Source organism: Kribbella jejuensis (genome assembly GCF_006715085.1).
GTDB classification, from domain to species: Bacteria; Actinomycetota; Actinomycetes; order Propionibacteriales; family Kribbellaceae; genus Kribbella; species Kribbella jejuensis.
Map to the genome: position 1 here is coordinate 1,793,965 of NZ_VFMM01000001.1, position 19,793 is coordinate 1,813,757.

The 19,793-nt window shown below is 69.0% G+C and carries 17 protein-coding genes; 3 read left to right on the top strand and 14 right to left on the bottom strand.

Going from position 1 to position 19,793, the window contains the following annotated elements:
• The first annotated feature begins 121 nt into the window (after positions 1-121).
• Complete coding sequence (locus FB475_RS08835; protein ID WP_141854255.1) at positions 122-931, top strand: NAD-dependent epimerase/dehydratase family protein; 810 nt, start codon at positions 122-124, stop codon at positions 929-931.
• Positions 932-1,019: 88 nt separating this feature from the next.
• Here FB475_RS08835 and FB475_RS08840 read toward each other — a convergent pair whose 3' ends face one another.
• Together FB475_RS08840 and FB475_RS08845 are read right to left on the bottom strand one after the other, a co-directional pair.
• Positions 1,020-2,534 carry a S1C family serine protease gene (locus FB475_RS08840; RefSeq protein WP_141854257.1) on the bottom strand — a complete coding sequence of 505 codons (1,515 nt, stop codon included), beginning with the start codon at positions 2,532-2,534 and terminating at the stop codon, positions 1,020-1,022.
• A gap of 81 nt (positions 2,535-2,615) precedes the next feature.
• Complete coding sequence (locus FB475_RS08845; protein WP_141854259.1) at positions 2,616-3,170, bottom strand: TetR/AcrR family transcriptional regulator; 555 nt, start codon at positions 3,168-3,170, stop codon at positions 2,616-2,618.
• Between the two features lie 98 nt (positions 3,171-3,268).
• On the opposite strand from FB475_RS08845, the gene FB475_RS08850 reads away from it, so the two are divergent.
• Positions 3,269-4,099: an oxidoreductase gene (locus FB475_RS08850; RefSeq protein ID WP_141854261.1), complete on the top strand. Its 831-nt coding sequence runs from the start codon at positions 3,269-3,271 to the stop codon at positions 4,097-4,099.
• Positions 4,100-4,292: 193 nt separating this feature from the next.
• Here FB475_RS08850 and FB475_RS08855 read toward each other — a convergent pair whose 3' ends face one another.
• The gene (locus tag FB475_RS08855) at positions 4,293-5,435 is read right to left on the bottom strand and encodes an epoxide hydrolase family protein (RefSeq protein WP_141854263.1); all 1,143 of its coding nucleotides are present in this window, start codon (positions 5,433-5,435) and stop codon (positions 4,293-4,295) included.
• Positions 5,436-5,496: 61 nt separating this feature from the next.
• Between FB475_RS08855 and FB475_RS08860 the strand changes: the two genes are divergently transcribed.
• On the top strand, positions 5,497-6,480 hold the full coding sequence (locus tag FB475_RS08860) for a helix-turn-helix transcriptional regulator (RefSeq protein ID WP_141854265.1): 984 nt from the start codon (positions 5,497-5,499) through the stop codon (positions 6,478-6,480).
• 49 nt (positions 6,481-6,529) lie between these two features.
• Here the strand turns inward: FB475_RS08860 and FB475_RS08865 are convergent, their stop codons facing one another.
• The 11 genes from FB475_RS08865 to FB475_RS08915 form a co-directional block, all read right to left on the bottom strand.
• Positions 6,530-8,158, bottom strand: a complete 1,629-nt coding sequence (locus FB475_RS08865) for a phospholipase C (protein ID WP_141854267.1) — start codon at positions 8,156-8,158, stop codon at positions 6,530-6,532.
• Positions 8,159-8,192: 34 nt separating this feature from the next.
• Positions 8,193-9,386 carry an iron uptake transporter deferrochelatase/peroxidase subunit gene (gene efeB / locus FB475_RS08870; protein WP_141854269.1) on the bottom strand — a complete coding sequence of 398 codons (1,194 nt, stop codon included), beginning with the start codon at positions 9,384-9,386 and terminating at the stop codon, positions 8,193-8,195.
• Positions 9,386-10,477: an EfeM/EfeO family lipoprotein gene (locus FB475_RS08875; RefSeq protein ID WP_141854271.1), complete on the bottom strand. Its 1,092-nt coding sequence runs from the start codon at positions 10,475-10,477 to the stop codon at positions 9,386-9,388. Before FB475_RS08875 ends, efeB begins: the two co-directional genes overlap by 1 nt.
• 132 nt (positions 10,478-10,609) lie before the next feature.
• Positions 10,610-11,518, bottom strand: coding sequence for a ribonuclease Z (locus FB475_RS08880; RefSeq protein ID WP_141854273.1), 909 nt, complete (start codon positions 11,516-11,518; stop codon positions 10,610-10,612).
• Positions 11,519-11,532: 14 nt separating this feature from the next.
• A complete protein-coding gene (locus FB475_RS08885; protein ID WP_141854275.1) occupies positions 11,533-13,791 on the bottom strand; it encodes an aminotransferase class III-fold pyridoxal phosphate-dependent enzyme in 2,259 nt (752 codons plus the stop codon).
• 77 nt (positions 13,792-13,868) lie between these two features.
• Positions 13,869-15,206, bottom strand: coding sequence for a metallopeptidase TldD-related protein (locus tag FB475_RS08890; RefSeq protein ID WP_141854277.1), 1,338 nt, complete (start codon positions 15,204-15,206; stop codon positions 13,869-13,871).
• Positions 15,203-16,654: a TldD/PmbA family protein gene (locus FB475_RS08895; protein WP_141854279.1), complete on the bottom strand. Its 1,452-nt coding sequence runs from the start codon at positions 16,652-16,654 to the stop codon at positions 15,203-15,205. Before FB475_RS08895 ends, FB475_RS08890 begins: the two co-directional genes overlap by 4 nt.
• 164 nt (positions 16,655-16,818) lie before the next feature.
• Positions 16,819-17,037 carry a hypothetical protein gene (locus FB475_RS08900; protein ID WP_141854281.1) on the bottom strand — a complete coding sequence of 73 codons (219 nt, stop codon included), beginning with the start codon at positions 17,035-17,037 and terminating at the stop codon, positions 16,819-16,821.
• The gene (locus tag FB475_RS08905) at positions 17,034-17,834 is read right to left on the bottom strand and encodes a COG4280 domain-containing protein (protein WP_141854283.1); all 801 of its coding nucleotides are present in this window, start codon (positions 17,832-17,834) and stop codon (positions 17,034-17,036) included. The genes FB475_RS08900 and FB475_RS08905 overlap by 4 nt, the downstream gene beginning before the upstream one ends.
• Before the next feature lie 163 nt (positions 17,835-17,997).
• Positions 17,998-18,972, bottom strand: a complete 975-nt coding sequence (locus FB475_RS08910; RefSeq protein ID WP_141854285.1) for a threonine/serine dehydratase — start codon at positions 18,970-18,972, stop codon at positions 17,998-18,000.
• 9 nt (positions 18,973-18,981) lie between these two features.
• Positions 18,982-19,791: an ABC transporter ATP-binding protein gene (locus FB475_RS08915; protein ID WP_141854287.1), complete on the bottom strand. Its 810-nt coding sequence runs from the start codon at positions 19,789-19,791 to the stop codon at positions 18,982-18,984.
• Positions 19,792-19,793 lie beyond the last annotated feature (2 nt).

Genomic DNA, 19,793 nt, shown 5'->3' on the forward strand with positions numbered 1-19,793 from the left:
GGGTGAACTGCTGTTTACCCAGGCATCGTAAACGCTTGTTCACCGCACTGGAAATGGACCGTGAAACAGGTCACCGATTGGACCAGCCGACCGGGCGTGACCCTCTCTACGGTTGTTCCCCATGAGGATCTTCATCGCCGGCGCCACCGGCGTCATCGGCCGCCGCCTCGTTCCCCTGCTGCTCGCCCAAGGTCACCAGGTGACGGCGTTGTCCCGGCGGTCCCAGGTGCCTGGAGCCGAGACCGTGCTCGGCGACGTGTACGACCCGACTCGGCTCCGCGAGCTGGTGGCGCAGGCTCGACCGGATGTCTTGATGCACCAGTTGACCGACCTCACCTCGCGCGACTTCGCCGCGAACGGCCGGATCCGTCGCGAAGGCACCCGGAACCTGATGGATGCTGCCCTCGCGGCCGGCGTACGACGCGTGATCTCGCAGAGCATCGCGTGGGCGTACGAGCCTGGGACCACGCCGGCCGACGAGTCCACGCCGCTCGACCTGCACTCCCCCGACGAGTACCGCCGTACCACCGTCGAGGCAGTCGCCACGCTGGAGGAGATCACGGCGGAGGCTCCCGAGTGGGTGGCACTCCGCTACGGCATGCTCTACGGCCCAGAAACCTGGTACACGAAGAACGGCCTGATGGCCACCAGCCCGCTCCCCACCGGCCCCGACGTCACGAGCTTCCTGCACATCGAAGACGCCGCCCACGCCGCGGCCGCCGCGCTGACCTGGCCCTCCGGCCCCGTCAACATCGTCGACGACGAACCACTCGCCGCATCGGTCTGGGCGCCGGCCTTCGCCGCATCCGTCGGCGCACCACCACCGCAGCCAGCGGATTCACCCCGGACGCCGTGGGCCCGCGGCGCCACCAACGGCCGAGCCCGCAACCTCGGCTGGCGCCCGGCCCACCCGACGTTCCTCGACACATAAAAGACGATCGGGCCCGGCGCTCGAGGGGGAGGGGAGCGCTCGGGCCCGATCGGGGCGGTTCGCTAGGTGCGAGGGGGTGCGCTGTTACCTAGCGGACCGGGCCTGTGATCAGCTCGATGGTGGACTTGTGCGTCTGGCCGGTTTGGTCGGTCCAGCCGACTTCTACCTTGTCGCCGGGGTGCTGGTTGTTCAGGAGTTCGGAAAGGGTGTCGGGCGAGGTCACCGTGTGTCCGGCGAACGAGGTGATCACGTCGCCGGGCTCGATGCCGGCCTCGTCCGCGTGACCGTTCGCGACCACGTCGCCGACGACCGCGCCGCTGGTACCCGGGCTGGTGACGACCGAGATGCCGAGCATTGCCGAGTCGCCGATGTGCACCGTGCTGGAGGCCCTCCCGTTCTCGATGTTCTTGGCGATGTCGAGTGCCTGGTTGATCGGAATCGCGTAGCCCTCGGTGGTGACCTCAGGACCGTTCCCGGACCCGCCGCCGTACCCGTTGCCGCTCCCCGGCCCGTCACCGTTGCCATTGCCGTTACCGGACCCGTCGCCGTTCCCGTTCCCCGAGCCGTTCCCCGAGCCGTCGCCGTATCCGTTACCCGACCAGTACCCGTTCCCATTCCCGAACGGGAAGCCGGTTCCGTCGCCGTTGCCGTTTCCGTCGCCCCAGGCCGCCAGCGTCGCCGTCGCCGTCGCCGCCGACGCGGTGGACGCCGCGGTCTGCCCGGGACGCCCCTGGCCGCCGTTGCTCCCACCGTTCCCGGCCACGTCGACCCCGACGACGTCGCCGTTGGCGTTCACCAGCGGCCCGCCCGAGTCGCCGGCCTGGATGTTCGCGTCGGTCTGGATCAGGTTCGCCAGATTCTCCGGGTCCTGCCCGTTCTCGTCGGTCGCCGTGATCGACTGGTTCAGTCCGGTCACCTTGCCGGCGGCGTAGCTCGGCGTACCGCCGGTGCCGCCCGCGTTCCCGACGCCGACGACCTGGTCGCCGAGCTTCACCTGGTCAGAGTTGCCCGTCTTGGCGGTCTGCAGCCCGGACGCGTTCTTCAGCTTCAGTACGGCGATGTCGTGCGCCTCGTCGTACCCGACGACGCTCGCCGTGTACGTCTTCCCGTTGCCGATATCGGTGACGGTGATCGACGTCGCGCCCTCGATCACGTGGTGGTTGGTGAGCACCTCACCGTCGGAGGTGAGCACGATGCCGGTACCGGCGGCGCGGGCGTTCTCGTACCCGAGGACGGTGTTCACGTCGACCAGCCCGGGCGAGACCTTCGCCGCGACGGACGAGGCGTCGAATGCGGTCTGGGACAGCGTCGAGTTGTGCCCGCCGGTGCGCTGGTCGATGCCCCAGGCAACCGATCCGGCAACGAGGACGGCGGCCAGCCCGAGCGCTCCGGCACCGAGGAACCGGCGCCCACGCTTCTTCGGCGGCTGCGGCGGGCCGAACGGGTACTGCGATCCCTGCGGCCACTGCGGTCCGTACGGTCCCGGCTGGTACTGCGCATACGGCCCGTACTGCTGCCCGTATTGCGGCCCATACTGCTGCCCGTACTGCGGCGCCTGCTGGTGCTGCGGTCCCTGCGCTCCCGCTCCAGCGCTCTCGTTCATCGCGTTGCCCTCCTCGGCCAATTCCCTCTGCCTACGAGTAGAGCTCGCCAGACTGAGAACTCCATCCGGTGAACCAATGAATCAGCTGAGAATCCGCTCCACGGCCTGCACTACCGCGCGCCGCCGCACGCTCGCGTCCGGTAATTCCGTGCCGAGCTCCGGGTTCATGGAGGACCAGCTGGTCGCGATCGCCTGGATCAGCGACAGCAGGCTGACCGGCGTGAACCGCCGCGGCACCGTCCGCCGGCGCATCCCCCGCTGCAGCTCCTCCAGCCGTCGCTGGTTCACTGCGACGATCGCCTCCAGCGGCTGCCCGTCCGGCCGCTCCAGCCGGTACCAGACCGAGAGCCGCAGCCGGTCCGGATGCGCCTCGAAGTAGTCGAACACGCGCCCCGCGTACGCCGGAAGATCGTCGACGTCGAACCCGACCTCGTCGAGGTACTTGTCCAGCGAGGCGCTGAAGACCGCGTCGAACAGCTCGTCCTTGTTGCCGAAGTACGCATAGAGCATGGCCTTGTTGCAGCCGGCCACCTCGGCGATCCGGCTGACCCGTGCGCCGCCGATCCCCCGGGCGGCGAACTCCTCGGTCGCCGCCTCCAGGATGCGGGCGCGGGTCCGGTCTGCGTTCCGTTCCATACCTCACACAGTACCAACCAACCGGTTGGTTGATTTCTAACCAACCGGTTGGTTAGATAGCGGAGTAGATCCAACCAAATGGTTAGTTAGGAACTGAGATGAGCAAGATCTGGCTGATCACCGGCAGCTCGCGTGGCCTCGGCCGGGCGCTGACCGAGGCGGTGCTCGCGGCCGGCGACCGCGTCGTCGCGACGGCGCGTCAACCCGAGCAGCTCGACGACCTGGTCACGAAATACGGCGAGCAACTCCGGGCGGTTGCGCTCGATGTCACCGACGCCGACGCCGCGCGGGCCGCCGTACGGACGGCTGTCGAGGCGTTCGGCGGGCTGGACGTGGTGGCGAACAACGCGGGGTATGCAAACAGCGCGTCGATCGAGGAGATGGCGGACGAGGACTTTCGGGCGCAGATCGAGACCAACCTGTTCGGGGTGGTGAACGTGACGAAGGCGGCGCTGCCGGTGTTCCGGGAACAACGCGGCGGGCATTTCCTGCAGTTCTCGTCGATCGGCGGCCGGGTCGGTGGGACGCCGGGAATGGGCGCGTACCAGACCGCGAAGTTCGCCGTCGAGGGGTTCTCCGAGGTGCTCAACAACGAGGTCCGGCCGTTCGGTGTGAAGGTCACGATCGTCGAGCCGGGCGCTTTCCGGACCGACTGGGGCGGCTCGTCGATGCAGCTGCACGCGGTGCACCCGGACTACGAGCCGACGGTCGGCGAGATGCACCGCCGCCGGCTGGAAATGGACGGCAAGCAGCCGGGCGACCCGGTCCGGGCCGCGAGCGCGGTCCTCGAGATCGTCGGCCTCGAGAACCCGCCGCTACGCCTGCTCCTCGGCAGCGACGCACTAGCCTCCGCCGAGAACTCGTCCCGCTCCCGCGCCGAGGAGGCTGCCGCCTGGGCGGAGCTCACCAGGTCGACCGACTTCAGCTAACACCCCCTGAATGCGACGCGGGCGCTGCCGCTCGCACGCGGGCGCTGGGGCGCTGTAGCGGCGTGGCGCTCGGGGCCGATGCGGGGCCGGGCCGGGTACCGGGTGCCCCGCTCGCGCGGGCGCTGGGGCGCTGCAGCGGCGTGGCGCTCGGGGCCGATGCGGGGCCGGGTGCCGGGTGCCCGGTGCCGGGGCGTCAGCCCCGCAGCTGCCGGAAGAACTCGCGGACGTCGGCGACCAGTTCGTCCGGGATTTCCAGGGCGACGAAGTGGCCGCCGTGGTCGAGGTCGGTCCAGCGGGTGATGGTGTTCGAGGGCTCGCAGTAGCGGCGGATCGCGACGTCGTGGGCGGTGGCGAGGACGGCGGTCGGGACGCCGGAGTTCGGTCGCGGCGCCCACGACCGCGGCTGGGCGTATCCGATGTAGGCCGCCGACCCGCCGGTCCCGGTCAGCCAGTACATCATCACGTTGGTGAGCAGCCGGTCCTTGCTGACGATTGCCTCCGGCAACTCCGAGGCCGGCCAGGTCCACGCCTTGAACTTGTCCATGATCCAGGCGAGCTGCGCCACCGGCGAGTCGACCAGCCCGTACGCCAGCGTCTGCGGCCGGGTCGACTGGATCGAGATGTAGCCGAACTCGTCCTTCATGAACTGCCCGATCCGCGCCATCCTGTCCTGCTCCAACGGCGTCAGCGCCTGCAACTCCTCCTCGGACAGCTGCAGCGGCGGCAGGTTCGTCCCGCCGTTCGTGTGTACGCCGACGACGTGATCAGGCGCGGCCCGTCCCACCTCAGGCGATACCGATCCGCCGAGGTCCCCGCCCTGTACGCCGTACTTCTCGTAGCCGAGCTCCGCCATCAACGCCGCCCACACCCGCCCGATCCGCGGGAACGTCCAGTCGTCGTCGGCCGTCGGCCCGGAGAACCCGAACCCCGGCAGCGCCGGGATCACCACATGGAAGGCGTCCGACGCCTGCCCACCGAAGGCGACCGGGTCGGTCAGCGGCCCGATCACGTCGAGGAACTCCACGATCGACCCGGGCCAGCCGTGCGTGAGCAGCAGCGGCAGCGCGTCCGGCTCCTTCGAGCGGACGTGGATGAAGTGGATCCGCTGCCCCTCGATCTCCGCGGTGAACTGCGGGTACGAGTTCAGCTCCTTCTCGGCCGCCCGCCAGTCGTACGACGTCCGCCAGTAGTCGACCAGCGAGGACAGCCAGGACACCGGGACGCCGGTGTTCCAGTCGTCGCCGGGCAGCGGTGCGGGGAACCGGGCGCTCGCCAGCTTGGCGGCGAGGTCGTCGAGCGTGCTCTGCGGGATCTCGATGCTGAATTCGTTGATCATGTCTTCAGTCTGAACATCACTTAGGACAACTTCGGTCCTAGCAACCTGCCACACTGGAAAAATGATCGAGACGTCCGCACGGCTGCTCAAGCTGCTCAGCCTCCTGCAGCAACCCAAGGAGTGGAGCGGCGCCGCCCTGGCCAAGGAACTGGGCGTCGGGGTCCGGACGGTACGGCGGGACGTCGACAAGCTGCGCAACCTCGGCTACCCGGTTGACGCCGTCCCCGGGGTGGCCGGCTACCGCCTCGGGGCCGGGGCCGCGCTCCCACCGCTGCTGCTCGACGACGAGGAAGCAGTCGCCGTCGCGGTCGGCCTGCGCGCCGCCGCCAACGGGACCGTCGCAGGCACCGAGGAGGCGTCCGTACGGGCACTCACCAAGCTCGAGCAAGTGCTGCCCTCCCGCCTGCGCTACCGGATCGAGCTGCTCCAGCAGGTCGCCGTCACCCCGGCAGGCGGCCCGTCCGTACTGCCCGACGTACTGCTGGCCGTCGCGGCCGCCTGCCGCGACCATTACCGGCTGCGCTTCGACTACCGCAACCACGACGGTACGGCGACGACCCGCACGACCGAGCCGCACCGACTCGTGCACACCGGGCGCAGGTGGTACCTGGTCGCGTGGGACGTCGACCGCGACGACTGGCGCACGTTCCGCGTCGACCGACTGGAGCCGCGGATCCCGACCGGACCGCGGTTCACGCCGCGCGAAGTACCGGAGCTGGCGAGCACCAACCGCGGCGTCGCGTACGGCGCGTACCGCCACCAGGCACGGATCCTGGTCCAGGCGTCAGCCGAGCAGGTCGCCGATCGTTTCGGCCCATCCATCGCGTCGGTGACTCCGGTCGACGCCGGCCATACCAAACGGTTTGGTACGGGCGGGCCGGTGACGCTGGTCGAGACCGGGGCGAACTCGCTGGAGCAGCTCGCCCTGTACGTCGGTTCACTCGGTCACCCGTTCGAGGTGCAGGACCCGCCGGAGCTGATCGACGCCATCCGCGAGTTGGCTGCGCGCCTGGCAGCCGCCATTTCGGCGCCTCCGGACAAGTGAATGCCCTGATCGACGGCCTTTTCGCCGATCAGGGCACTCGCTGGTTGGTTCAGCTGACGACGGCGCCCGTCTTCGGGTCCAGGATCAGCGGGTTGGTGTTCGGGTGTGCCGACCAGCGGAACATGCTGTTCAGGGTGCCGGCCCGCTCGTCGAGCGAGTGGTCGCCGATCCGGCCGGTGCGCCAGTTGTCCTCGATGAACTTCAGGATCGAGGTCTGGTCGGTCAGCGCGTGGTCGACGTGGTTGGTCTTGGCGTACGGCGAGATCACCAGCAGCGGCTGCCGCGGACCGTAACCGCAACGGTCGGCGTACCCACCGGCGACGTGCTTGGTACCGCACAGCGCGGCCTGGTCGAGCGCCGGGTCGTTCGAGCCGTTCACGCTCGGCGGCGTGATGTGGTCGTACCAGCCGTCGGAGTCGTCGTAGGCCAGCACGATCGCGGTGGACTTCCACTCCGGTGACTTCTGCAGCGCGTTGATCTCCTTGACGACGAACGCCTGCTCGTCGAGGGGGTCGGAGTAGCCGGGGTGGCCGTCCTGGTACTCGCCGGCCTTCAGGAAGCTGACCGCCGGCAGGTTGTCGGCGGCCAGCGCCGCGTCGAAGTCCGACGTGTCGTACTGGTGGTTGGCCTGGTCGGTGTGACCGATCGCGGCCACCGACGACGGCGGCAGGTGCTTCGGGTTCGCCGTCGACTTGTAGTACTGGAAGGGCTCGTGGTGCGGGCTGTAGTCGGTCACGACGTTGCCGCCGACGTTGGTGTGGGTCGCACCGCAGACAGCCTTGCCGTTCGCCGTACCGGTCGGCTTGAACCCGCCCTGGAACCAGCCCCAGGTGATGTTCTGCTTGTTCAGCAGGTCACCGATGTTCTGCCCGTGCATGCCCGCCAGGTTGTTGGTGGACTTGCCGTTGTTGTTCGAGCAGTCGTCGTAGATCGGGTCGGGGTCGTTGGTCACGGTCCCGATGCCGTTCTTGTCCGGCGACTGGACTGCGTACGCGTCGGTGGTCGGTTGGCCCGTCTTCGGGTCGTAGGCCTGGGCGCCGTGGGTCTGACCGGAGACCAGGTTGAGCGCGCCCGGGGTGGACGGGCCGTACCCGGTGCTGAACGAGTTGTCGCTCAGCGCGTAGTGCTGGGCGTAGTTCCACATCGCGGTGACGGTGTTGCCGTCGTAGTAGTCCATCACCAGGCCCGGCTCACCGAACAGCACCGGCTGGCCGGTGCACTTGTCGGTCTCGGTGCTCTCGACGTACTTGTCGTTCTTGCCGCCGTTGACGGCCTTCTGCTCCGGACCGTAGCCGTGGTTCTGGTCGCAGGTCAGCGCCTGCGCCGGCGACAGCCGCTTCGGGTTGTACTCGTTCGGGTTGTCGGTCAGCAGCTTGTTGGTCAGGCCGTTGACCTTCGGCGTGTGCCGGGCTGCCTTGAACGGCGTACCGTCGGTGTTGGCCGCCTTCGGGTAGGTGCCGAAGTAGTGGTCGAACGAGATGTTCTCGCCGAAGATCACCACCACGTGCTTGATCGGCGTGGTCGTCCCCGCCGGGTGGTACGAAGCGGCGTCCGCCGCCGTGAACGCGGCGCCGGCGTTGGTCACCTGCTGGGTGGCGCCGGGGGCGCCGCAGGCGGCCAGCAACAAGCCCGTCGCGGCCGCAACGGCCGTGGCGGCGACAGGGAGTCTTGCGCGCATGCCTTCTCCTCCTGGATGACTCATGCTGAGTACCTCATGCGAGCAACGACCGGGCGAAGTGGTCGTTGCCGTCCCGTACACCGGGAAGCGTGAAGAAATAGCCGCCACCGACCGGCCGGATGTAGTCGACGAGCGGCTCGTCGGTCAGCCGGGTCTGGACAGCCTCGAACTGCCGGGCGATGTCCTGCTGGTAGGCGCAGAACAACAGGCCCATGTCCAGGTCACCGACGGCGTCGGTCCCCTTGTCGTAGTTGTAGCCGCGGCGCAGGAACTGGCTGGACGCGGTGTCCGGCGTCCGTGGGTTCGCCTTGCGGATGTGGCTGGTCAGCGGGATCGCCGCGCCGGTCGGATCGGACGGGTAGTCCGGCAGGTCGGTCTCACTGCTGCCGTCGAGCGGGGCACCGGAGTCGCGGCGACGGCCGAACATGTTCTCCTGTTCGCCGATCGACACCCGGTCCCAGAACTCGACCAGCATCCGGATCTGCCGCAGTACCTGGTAGCTGCCGCCTTCGGTCCAGGCCGGCTCGCCGTTGCCCTTGCCGACCCACACGAGCTTGTCGTAGTCGGCGGACGCCGGGCTGACGATGCCGTCCTTGAAGCCCATCAGGTTGCGCGGCGCGCCGGCCGGTCGCGGCTTGCTCCGGAACCCGTCGACCCGCCAGCGCAGCTGCATCGCGCCGCGGGTGTGCCGGGCGATGTCGCGCAGGGCATGCAGCACAGTGTCGGTCTCGGTCGCGCACAGCTGCAGGCTCAGATCACCGTGGCACAAGGCCTCGTCGAGCGTGTCGTTCGGGAACGTCTTCATCGCGGTGAGCTTGGCCGGCTTGAGCGCCTTCAGTCCGTACCGGTCGTCGAAGAGCGATGCGCCGACGCCCACGGTGACCGTGAGGTCGTCCCCGGGCATGTCCGGCCCGAGTACGCCGGAATCGGCGGGCGGGGCGGTGATCCCCACCGGCGGCAGCGCACCGCCGGTGGTGAGCAGCCGAGCCCGTTCGGTCAGTGTCTTGAACAGGTCGGTCAGCTCATCCTTGCCCATGGCAATCACATCGAACGACGCGAAGATCGCCTGCGACTGCTGGGGTGTGACGATGCCGGCCTGGTGTACGCCGTGGAAAGGTACGGACGTCGGCGTGGCCGCGTCCGCGTTCAACGACAACCCGGTAACGGCCGCCGCCCCCGCACCCGCCAGCGTCCCGCGAAGGAAGGACCGCCTGTCGAAACCACCCATCAGGACCTTCTCACGTCGCAGATCGCGGTGACTGGTGCGAGCTTTTCCAGCAGTTCGCCGACCGCGCCGTCGAGCTGTTCGCGGGTTGTGCGATCCAGCTTGTTGACCGGTATGTTCTGGTGCGCGGTCAGCAGAGCGCGGACGCGCGTCTCCCACTTCTGTACCTGCGGCAGATCGGCGTACCGCGGTTTGAGGACCGGGGCGAGGATCGCCAGGACAGTCGCCGTACCGTTCAGATTGGCCAGTGCGGTGTTGAGCGACGTACCACTGCCTTGGTCGTTCTCACCGGTCAGCTCGAACTGGAGCGCGTTCTCCATGATCTCGTGGGCGCGCAGGCCGAGGTCGTTCGGATCGACCTGCTCGTTCGGCAGATCCTGCTGCAGAGCGCGGACATCGGCCGCCAACTGGGTCGCGATCGGCTTCAGGCTCGCGGCCGTCGCGTGGTGCCACAAGCCCTTCTCCAGCGGGTGAAACCCGGCGTCGGAGCCGTCGATCTTGTCGGCCAAGTCGCCGAACGCATCGTAGGCCGCACCAAGGGAGTTGTACGCCAGATGTGCCGCGAGCCAGTCGGTGCGCGCGGCCGTCAGGTTGCCGGCGGCAACATCGGCGCGCAGCTTGTCCGTCTTGGTAGCGAGATCGGCGACGCCGCGAGCAACCGTCGCCTCGTACTTCTTGACCAGCGGAAGCATGTCGTTCTTGGTGACCGCCACCACGGCCGGTCCGCCCTCGTCGGCGCCGGTCAGCGTGACCGTCGGGCCGGTGATCGGGTCGGTGTCCTCGATCAGGCAGCGGATCGCGTACTTGCCGGCGCCGAGCTGCACGTCCATCGGGGCCGTCGTGTTCGGGCCGAGGCCCTCGACCTCGCCGTACACCTTGTTGCTGACGACCTCGACCAGGTCGACCTCGGCGGCCGCGTCGCCCGTGTTGTGCAGGTAGAGCGTCTGCCGCCCGGTCTTCGCGTCGGTCCAGCCCTGGCCGCACTGACTGCGGGACACACTGATTCCCGCCGGTCCGCCGGTCGCGTCGGCCGACCCCTCCCAGGGCCGCCAGACCGTCACCGTCGCCGCTGCACCGAGAACAACCAGTGCCATTGCCGCCGGCAACAGACGGGGAGTGCGCACGAGAGATTGCTCCTGAAGATCGGCCGTTTGTATCCGCGGGCAATGCTAATGCCGCCCTCGCCGCGCTACGGCTCTGTTCGCAAGCCCGTCATGCAATGTTCGCTAACGACGGGTTGGAACTGAGATTCTGCTGAGATCCGAGGCCACCACGATCTCCCCGTCGAACTCCGCCGCTGCTTCTTCGTGGAAGCGTTCGGGCTCGAGATAGCGCTGCGAGAAGTGCGTGAGGACCAGCTTCCGTACGCCGCACTCAGCCGCGACGCGTGCTGCTTGGCGAGCGGTCAGATGGCCGAAACGGCGCGCCAACTCCGACTCGGTGGACAGGTACGTCGACTCGATCACGAGCAGGTCCGCACCGTCGGCCAGACGTAGCACGTTCTCGCACAACCGCGTGTCCATCACGAACGCGAACCGCTGTCCCCGGCGGACCTCGCTGACGTCCTCGATCCGTACGGTCCGCCCGTCGACGTCGATCGAACCGGCTCTTTGCAGGCGCCCGACGGCCGGCCCGCTCACGCCGTACTCGGCGAGCTTGGTGGGCAGCATCCGGCGACCGTCCGGCTCGATCAGCTGATACCCGTACGACTCGATCGGGTGCTCCAGCCGGCGCGCCCACAGCTGGCCGAACGAGCCGACCGAGAGCAGGCCGTCGTCCTCGACCGGTTCCTCGAGCAGCTCGGCCCGCTCGAAGAACGACGCGGCGTAGCGCAGGCGGGTGAAGTACGTCTGCCCGGACGCGGGGTAGTGCGCGTGCACGGGATGCGGTACGTCGTCCAGCGACAGCCGCTGGATCACTCCCGGTACGCCGAGGCAGTGGTCGCCGTGGAAGTGCGTGACGCACAGGCGGGTGATCGCGCCGGCGTTCACACCGGCGAAGATCATCTGCCGCTGGCTGCCCTCGCCCGGGTCGAACAGGAAACCTTCCTCGTCCCAGCGCAGGAAGTACCCGTTCTGCGTCCGCTCGCGCGAAGGCACCTGACTACCGGTGCCCAGCACAACCAGTTCGCGCACCTGCCCAACAGTAGCTAACCCATCGCCCGTTGGAACGCGGCCACGAACCGCGCGACCTCGGCAGCCGTCCAGATCAGCGGCGGCCGGATCTTCAGCACTCCCCCGCCGGGCCCGGTCGTCCCGACGAGTACGCCGTGATCTCGCAATCGCTCGGCGAAGTCGGCCGCGCCGGCCAGCTCCACCCCGACCATCAGCCCCTGACCGCGCACCGGCAGGTCCGGCACCAGCGCCTCCAGCCGGCCACGCAACTCCGCGCCGACCTCACCGGAACGCGCGACCAGCCCGCTCTCCTCGATCACGTCCAGCACCGTGAGCGCGGCGACACACGACACCGGGTTGCCACCGAAGGTGCTGAAGTACTCGTCGACCTCGGTGAACGCGTCGGCGATCTCACGCCGGGTGATCAGCGCCGCGACCGGATGGCCGTTGCCCATCGGTTTGCCGAGCGTGACGAAGTCCGGTGTCAGGCCGAAGTCCTGGAAGCGCCACAGGTTCCGCCCACCGCGGCCGAACCCGGCCTGCACCTCGTCCGCCAGGAACAGGCCTCCGGCCGCCCGGGCCGTGTCCTGCAATCCCTGCATGAAGTCGTTCCGCGGCGTCAGGATCCCTGCGCTGCTGAACACGCTGTCCACCGCGAGCAACGCCAGATCATGACCCGCCGTTCGCAGGGCTGCCCGCGCGGCCCGGACCCGTGCAGCGGCCGCGATCCCGTCATCCTCAGCGTTCCGCGGTGCCTCGAAAACCGCGACATGCGACGGCCGCGCCGAGGCCGGATAGGTGTTGGTCGAGAACGCCGCGGTCGCCTCGCTCACCCCGTGATATGCCAGGTCCGCGACGATCGCACCGTCCCGCCCGGTGACGACGCGGGCCATCCGCCATGCCAGATCGTTAGCCTCGCTACCGGAGTTCGCGAACACGCACGTGTCCAGTCCGTCCGGCATCGACGCGACCAGCCGCTCGGCCAGCTCGACGACGTGCGGATGCAGGTAGCGCGAGTTCAGATTCAGTACGGCGGCCTGCCGCGAGATCGCCTGGACGACAGCCGGATGGGCGTGCCCGACGACCGGAACGTTGTTGTAGGCATCGAGATACCGGCGGCCGTCGGCAGTGTGGATCCACGGTCCTTGTCCGCGGACGACCTGCAAGGGGCGGCGATAGAACAGTGGGGAGAGCTCGCCACCGAGGGCGGCCTTCCGGCGTACCAGCAAGGTCGGGTCGGGTACCGACGCGACCCGCGAGGTTCCGCAGATGCGATGGAAGCGTTGGGCCAGCTCGGTCGCGCCGAGGTCGCCGAGCTGGTCGAGGATGCGCCAGCTGCCGGCGACCAGGCTGGTGAGGTACTCCTCGTTGTCGGGATAGAGCGGCGCGCGCCAGGCCGAGATGAGCACACTGGCGGCCGACCGGGCCAGGACGAGCTCGCCGATCAGCTCCACCTCGGCGGGCTCGAGCGGCAACACCTGCTGGTAGCCGTCAAGGAACCGGCGGGCGTCGGCCCACAGATCGTCGCCGGACTCGCGCAGCAGAGAGGTCAGACTGATCGCCAGCTCGGCGACCCGGGCGGTGTGGTGCATGTCGCCGAAGTCGATGACACCGCAGATCCGGTCCTCGGCCAGCAGCAGGTTGCTCAACGTCACGTCGCCGTGCAGGGCCGACGCGGGAAGCTCGCGGGTCGCTTCGTCCAGACCCGCGAAGCGATCGAGCAGCCGATGCATCGGAGCGCGGCGGCGTACGTCCGGCAGGTGGTCCGCGTACGGGCGCAGCTCGGCGACGTGGCGCGGGTCCCAGTCGAGCCTGCGGTGCGCCGCCGGGTGCCCGAAGCCCTGGAGCGCGCGGGTCAACCGCGCGCCGATCACACCGAAGCCGGCCGCGAACCAGCTCGGCAGAGCCGTCAGATCGGCCACCTCGCCGGGCAGGACCGTGATGACCCGGACCAGATGAGCGCGGCCGTCCGCGGCCTGAACGGTGGTGACCAGCTTGCCGGTCGTACCGGGGATCAGTCGCGGGATCGGCAACTCCGGGTCGACGACGGCGACATGCTCCATCGCGGCGCATTCCATCGCGATCTGGTCCGCGTCGTCGCCCGTGTTCGACACCTTGACCACGAGCCGCCGCCCGTCGGCCGCGGCGAGGAAGTTCCGGTCACGCTCACTCCGCAGCTCACTCACCACGGCATCCAAGCCGTACTCCGACCGCAACAACCGCGCCGCTGTACGACCGTCGACCGCCGGCGGATCCTCCAGCATGCTCGCGGTCTGCCCCGCGCCGTACGTCATGTCATCGGCTCCTCGACCGTCGGTAGGTGGAACGGCAGCGCCCCGCGCCGGTCATGAGCACCCGGGGCGCTGCCGGCTCAGGTGAGGACGAGTGGCCCGGCGTCGATCAGCAACGACGGGACGACCACGCTGTCCATGAAGGTCTGGTCGCCGATCTCGCGGACCGCGCCGACCGCCAGTACGGCGTTGAGCACCTCGTCCATCCGGAAGGTGAAGCGAAGCTGCGGGTGCCAGGCGACCGGCTTGCCGTCCTCGGCCCAGTAGGTCGCGTCCCTGGTGGTTCCGGTGACCAGCGTCTGCTTGGGGTGCAGCACCCGCAGGTAGTCCAGCCGGTTGACCACCAGACCGCTGCCGCACTCCGCGAGCAGCTCGTCCTCGGTCGCCTCACCGGCGTCGAGCAGCAGGTGCGACGGCACCGGGTCGCCCCCGAACCGCCACCCGTCCGGAACTGCGTGACCGGTCGGCACACCACCGGTCAGGCCGGCCCGGCGCCGGTCGGACACCACACCGGTCAGCACACCGCGGTCGATCAACCGGGTCCGCCGCCGAATGTTGCCTTCAGCATCAAATCCGCTGAGCAGTCCGGCGGTGTCGGTGGCGTCGTCGACCAGCGTCAGCTGTTCACTCACCACCTGCTGTCCCATCCGCCCGGCCAGCACCGACCGGCCGCTCGCGTAGTGCTGGGCGCCGAGGGCCCAGTGGCCGAAGGTGGCGATCAGCGTGTTCACCGCCGACGGCTTCAGCAGCACGCGACAGGTACCGCGGAAGGGCTCGCGGACCGGCAACGGGCGCAAGGCGTCCCGCAGCCGGCCGGGAATGTCGCCGACCGGGATCAGGTCCGCGTCGCGGTGTACCAGCTTCACGCTCGCGGACTGCTCGTCCTGCTTCGCGATCGCCTGGATCGATGCCTTCGTCAACGTTTCGGACCGGAACAGGCCGTCCGAGTCCGCGACCACCCGGTCCAGTACGTCGTACCGAATCGCACCGCCGAGGCGCGCGGACTTGTCGAGGCCGTCGCGCACGGTGGTGAACCACTCGTGCCGTACGGCGGGATCGCAGTCGATGATGGACCTCGCCGGCTCCACCACAGGCTGCTCGAGCTCGGGCGTCGCACCGGACGGATCCACCGGCGGCTCGGCGCCCTTCGCCGCAGCCGGGAGGTCGGCGAGGGCCGCGGTCAGCCGGTCCGCAAGGACCTGGACGGCTGCGGGCTCGAGAGTCTCCAGCGTGCCGCCTGCGGTCCGGCCGTTCCGGTTCACCTTGACGCGCACCCGGAGCCGGCGTTCGCTGTGCTGGGCGGTGATCTCGGACTCGGCGTACCGGAGCAGTTCGGCGTTCTCGCCGAGCACGTCCAGCCGGGTTCCCGGGCCGAGGATGCCGAGCGCCTGCTCGATTTCTGTCCGCTCGATGCTCATCGTCCCACCTGCACGTTCTGGAAACGGCCGGGCACGGTGCCGTGCCCGACGTGGGCCACCTGCAGCGGCTCGCCCTTGTTGCACGACGGAACGCCGTGCACCCTCCACTCGTCCTGACCGCCGAGCGCGTCCAGACTCGCCCAGAACTGCGGGGTGACGCTCTGGTAGCTGCAGTTCTTGAGCAGCCGGCCGAGCTTGCCGTCGCGGATCTCCCAACCGAGCTCGGTGGTGAACCGGAACGACATCCGCTGGTCGTCGATCGAGAAGCCGCGGTTGGTGTCGACCAGGATGCCGCGCTTGGTGCCGGCGATCATCTCCTCCAACGAGGACTCCCCCGGCTCCAGGCAGATATTGGTCATCCGCACCAGCGGCAGCCGCTGCCAGCCGTCGGCGCGGGACGCACCGGTCGGCTGGTCGCCGAGGGCGGCCGCCGACTCGCGGCCCGACATGTAGCCGAGGAAGATGCCGTCCTTGATCAGCTGCGTGCGCTGCGCCGGCACCCCCTCGTCGTCGTACCCGAACGAACCGAGCCCGCCGGGGATCGTCGCATCGGCGTACGCCGAGACGATCGGCGAGCCCCACCGGAAGTTGCCGCGCCGCTCGGGCGTCGCGTACGTCCCGCCGGCCAGGCTGGCCTCGGTACCCAGCGCCCGGTCGGCCTCCATCGGGTGGCCGGCGCACTCGTGCAGCACCATGGCCAACTGGTTGCCACCGGCAATGAGTGTGGTGACCTCGTCCGGGCACTGCGGCGCGGTCAGCAGTGCGACCGCCTCGGCCGCGACCCGGGCCGCGTTCTCCACCAGGCCGAGCGACTCGACGTGCTCCCAGCCGGCGGTGGCGAAGTCCCCGCGCTGGCCGCGGATCTGCCGCGGCACGCCCTGCGGGAACGACCGGCGCTGCAGGTCGTCACCGTTGCCGGCGTTCACCATCAGGCCGCCGCCGCTCTCGGTCAGGGTCTGCTCGATCAGCGCGCCCTCGGTGTTCGCGAACACCTTCTCGTCGCGGTAGAGGTCGATCGACGCCTCGATCTGCTGGACCAGCGGACCGGCCGTCGACGCCTCCTTGACGGTGGCGGACAGCAGGTCGAGCTTGCTGGACAGCGGAACCTCGAACGGATCGATCCGCAGCGGCGACGACCAGGTCGCCCGGGTCATGACCGGATCGCCGAGCGCGACGTGACCGCCGCCACCGGCGGCGCGGGCCTGGCCGACCGCCTGTGCGATCACGCTGTCGAGGCCGTCCGGGTCCAGTCGGTGGGTGGCGGCGAAACCCCAGTGGCCGCCGATCAGCACCCGCAGCCCGAGGCCGAGCGAGTCGTCGTACCCGACCTCCCCCGGGCCGTCGAGCTCGACCAGGACCTGCTCATGGGTACGCCGGACCACCCGGATGTCGCCGTACTGGACGTCCGCGGGCAACAGCGCCAGCACGGTCTCGGCGGTATCTCGCATGTCTCGGACCTCCGATGGTGGGACGAGGTGAAACCTCACCGTAGCAGACACTACGAGATTTTGAATAGAGGTCGTGGATGCTACAGAACGGAGGTGGCGGACAGCGAACGGCCCCGGTCCGCGCGAACGCTTTCCGGGGCCGATCGTCAACAGGAGCAGGGGTTTCAGCGTTTCTTCGGCCGGACGTCGATGACCAGACTGATGCTGAACGCGGCGACGATCAGCGCGCCACCCAGCAGGGTCAGCCCGGTGTCACCGAAGAGCTTGGCGGTCATCGCGACGAACAGCACGACCAGGGCCAGCACCACGGCGACGGCGATCTTCCAGTCGTCACCGATGATGAAGTCGTACCAGAACTGGGCGAAGGACTTGAGGAACTTCATTTCCGCACCTCCACGGCGATGTCGGCCGAACCCGCCGGCGCCGCAGCGACCGGTTTGCGCAACGCGGCGACGAAGATCCGGCTGAGCAGCAGCCAGGCGGCGATCAGGACCAGGATCATCAGGTCGTGGCCCGGCCAGTTCAGGCTCTCCCGGCCGTCGCGGAAGATGCCGATGCCCTCGACTGCCCAGTAGGTACCGAACGAGGCGAGCAGCAGGCCGACGCCGTACTTCAGCAGGTTCTCGTTGATCATCGACAGCGGCCGGCGCAGCGCCACCGCGATGCCCAGCACGAGGACCACGGCCGCGGCGGCACCCAGACTGGCCGCCGGGATGTTGTTCGCATTGAGGCCGAAAGTCAACACGATGAAGACGACCTCCATCCCCTCGAGGAACACGCCCTTGAACGAGACCATGAAGCCGAACATGTCCAGGCCGCCCCTGGTCTCACCGGCCGCCTTCGCCGCCTCCACCTCCTCGCGGTAGATCGCATCCTCGTCGTGCACCGCCTTGCGGCCGGACGATCTGAGGATCGCCTTGCGCAACCACTGCAGTCCGAAGATCAGCAGCAGGCCTCCGATCGCGAGCTGCAGCGCCGACTCGGGCAACCAGGTCGCCAACGCGTAGCCGGCTGCCGCGGTGACCACCGCGAGCGCACCGAGGGCCGCGACCGTGCCGACCAGCGCGGACTTCCAGCCCCGGGTATAGCCCATCGCCATGACGATCGTGGTGGCCTCCACCATCTCCACGAAACACGCGACGAACGTCGCGACGATCAATCCCCACGTTGCCGCGTCCATCTCTCACATCCTCTGGTTGATGAAACATATGTTGCACGCAACGATAGTTACCGCGTTCTGAACGTGTCAATGCGCCGTGGCTTGCGCCGGACGCGGCCGATCCGGGCGTGCCGAAGCACCCGAGATGATCAGGGAGTCACCTCGGGTGCATCGGGAACCGGAGTCAGGCCAGGGCCGCCGCCAGCGTGCTCGCGGAGATGTTGCCGCCGCAGGACACCACCGCGACCCGCTTGCCCTCCAACTCGGTACGCCGGGCCCGCGCGGCCGCGAACGCCATCGCGGCCGAGCCCTCGATCAACTGGTGCTCGGTGTCGATGACCGTCCGCAGGGCGGCACTGATCGCATCCTCACTGACCAGCACCCAGTCGTCGACCAGCTCACGACACAGGTCGAAGGTGATGCTGCCCGGCTCGACGCTGCCCGCCGTACCGTCGGAGAGGGTCTCCTGGGCGTCGACCTGGACGATCTTCCCGGCCCGCACCGACGCAGCCATCGCGTCGTCGCGGACGGGCGAGGCGCCGTACACCTTCAGTTGTGGCAGGTGCTTCTTGAGCACCGAAGCCACGCCGCTGACCAGCCCGCCGCCGCCGACCGCGACGACCACCGCGTCGAGCGGGTCCGAGCCCAGCTGTTCGAGGATCTCCACAGCGACCGTGCCCTGCCCGGCGATGATGTCCGGGTCGTTGTACGGCGGCACGTACGTCAGGCCATGCTCGTCCGCGTAGGCCCGTGCCTTCGGCTCCAGCACCCCGGAGTCGTTGCCCTCGGCCCGTATCTCCAGACCGAGCCGGCGCAGCGCGGCGACCTTGCTCGGCGACGCGTTCTCCGGCAGGTAGACGATGCCGCGTCCGCCGAGCGTCGCGAGCGCGTTCCCGACCCCGAGTCCGTGGTTCCCGGTCGAGGCGGTCACCACTCCGGCCCGCCGCTGCTCGTCGGTGAGGGTGAGGATCTTCGCCAGCGAACCCCGGGCCTTGAACGACCCGGTGCGCTGCAGGTGCTCGCTCTTCACCAGTACGTCGGCGCCGAGCTCGTCGCTGAACGCGCCGTACCGGACGAACGGCGTGGGCGGGAGATGCGCACGCAGCCTCGGGGCCACCCGTTCGGACCGCTCAGCGGCTTCCGCGGGAGTCAACGTCATGCGGTTCTCCTATCCGGTTGCCACTGACAGCTGGGCCCGAAGCCCGGCGCGCAGCGGGATACACATCGGTTTACCACTCACCGGGTGCGGCACGACCTTGGACTCCACCCCGAAGACGTCCCGGATGATGTCGCAGGTGAAGACGTCTTCCGGCGATCCCTGCGTGACGAGGGCGCCGGACTTCATCACGAACACGTGGTCGGCGTACTCCGCGGCCATGTTGAAGTCGTGCAGCACCATCGCGACGGTCTTGCCCTGTTCCTGGTTCAGCTGGTGCAGCAGGTCCAGCACCTCGAGCTGGTAGGCGACGTCCAGGTACGTCGTCGGCTCGTCGAGCAGGATCAGGTCGGTGCCTTGAGCCAGGCACAACGCGATCCAGACCCGCTGTCGCTGGCCACCGGACAACTGGTCCACGTGCTGGTGGCGCAGCTCGGCGGTGCTGGTGACGGCCATCGCCCATTCGACGGCCTCCTTGTCGTCCGCGCTCGGCACCTTCAGCGAGGTGCGGTGCGGGTGCCGGCCGAACCAGACCAGATCCTCGACCGAGATCGACTCCGGCGTGACCAGGACCTGCGGCAGGATCGCCAATAGCCGGGCGACCTCCTTGGTCGGGGTGTCCTGGATCGACTTGCCGTCGAGGATCACGCTGCCCTTGGCCGGTGGCAGCAGCCGGGCCAGGGCCCGCAGCGCGGTGCTCTTGCCGGATCCGTTGGGGCCGATCAGCACGCTGACCTTCCCGTCGGGAATGGTCAAGGTCAGATCGCGAGCGATCACCTTCTGGTCATAGGCGAGCTGAACGCCTTCTGCCTGCAGACGCATGG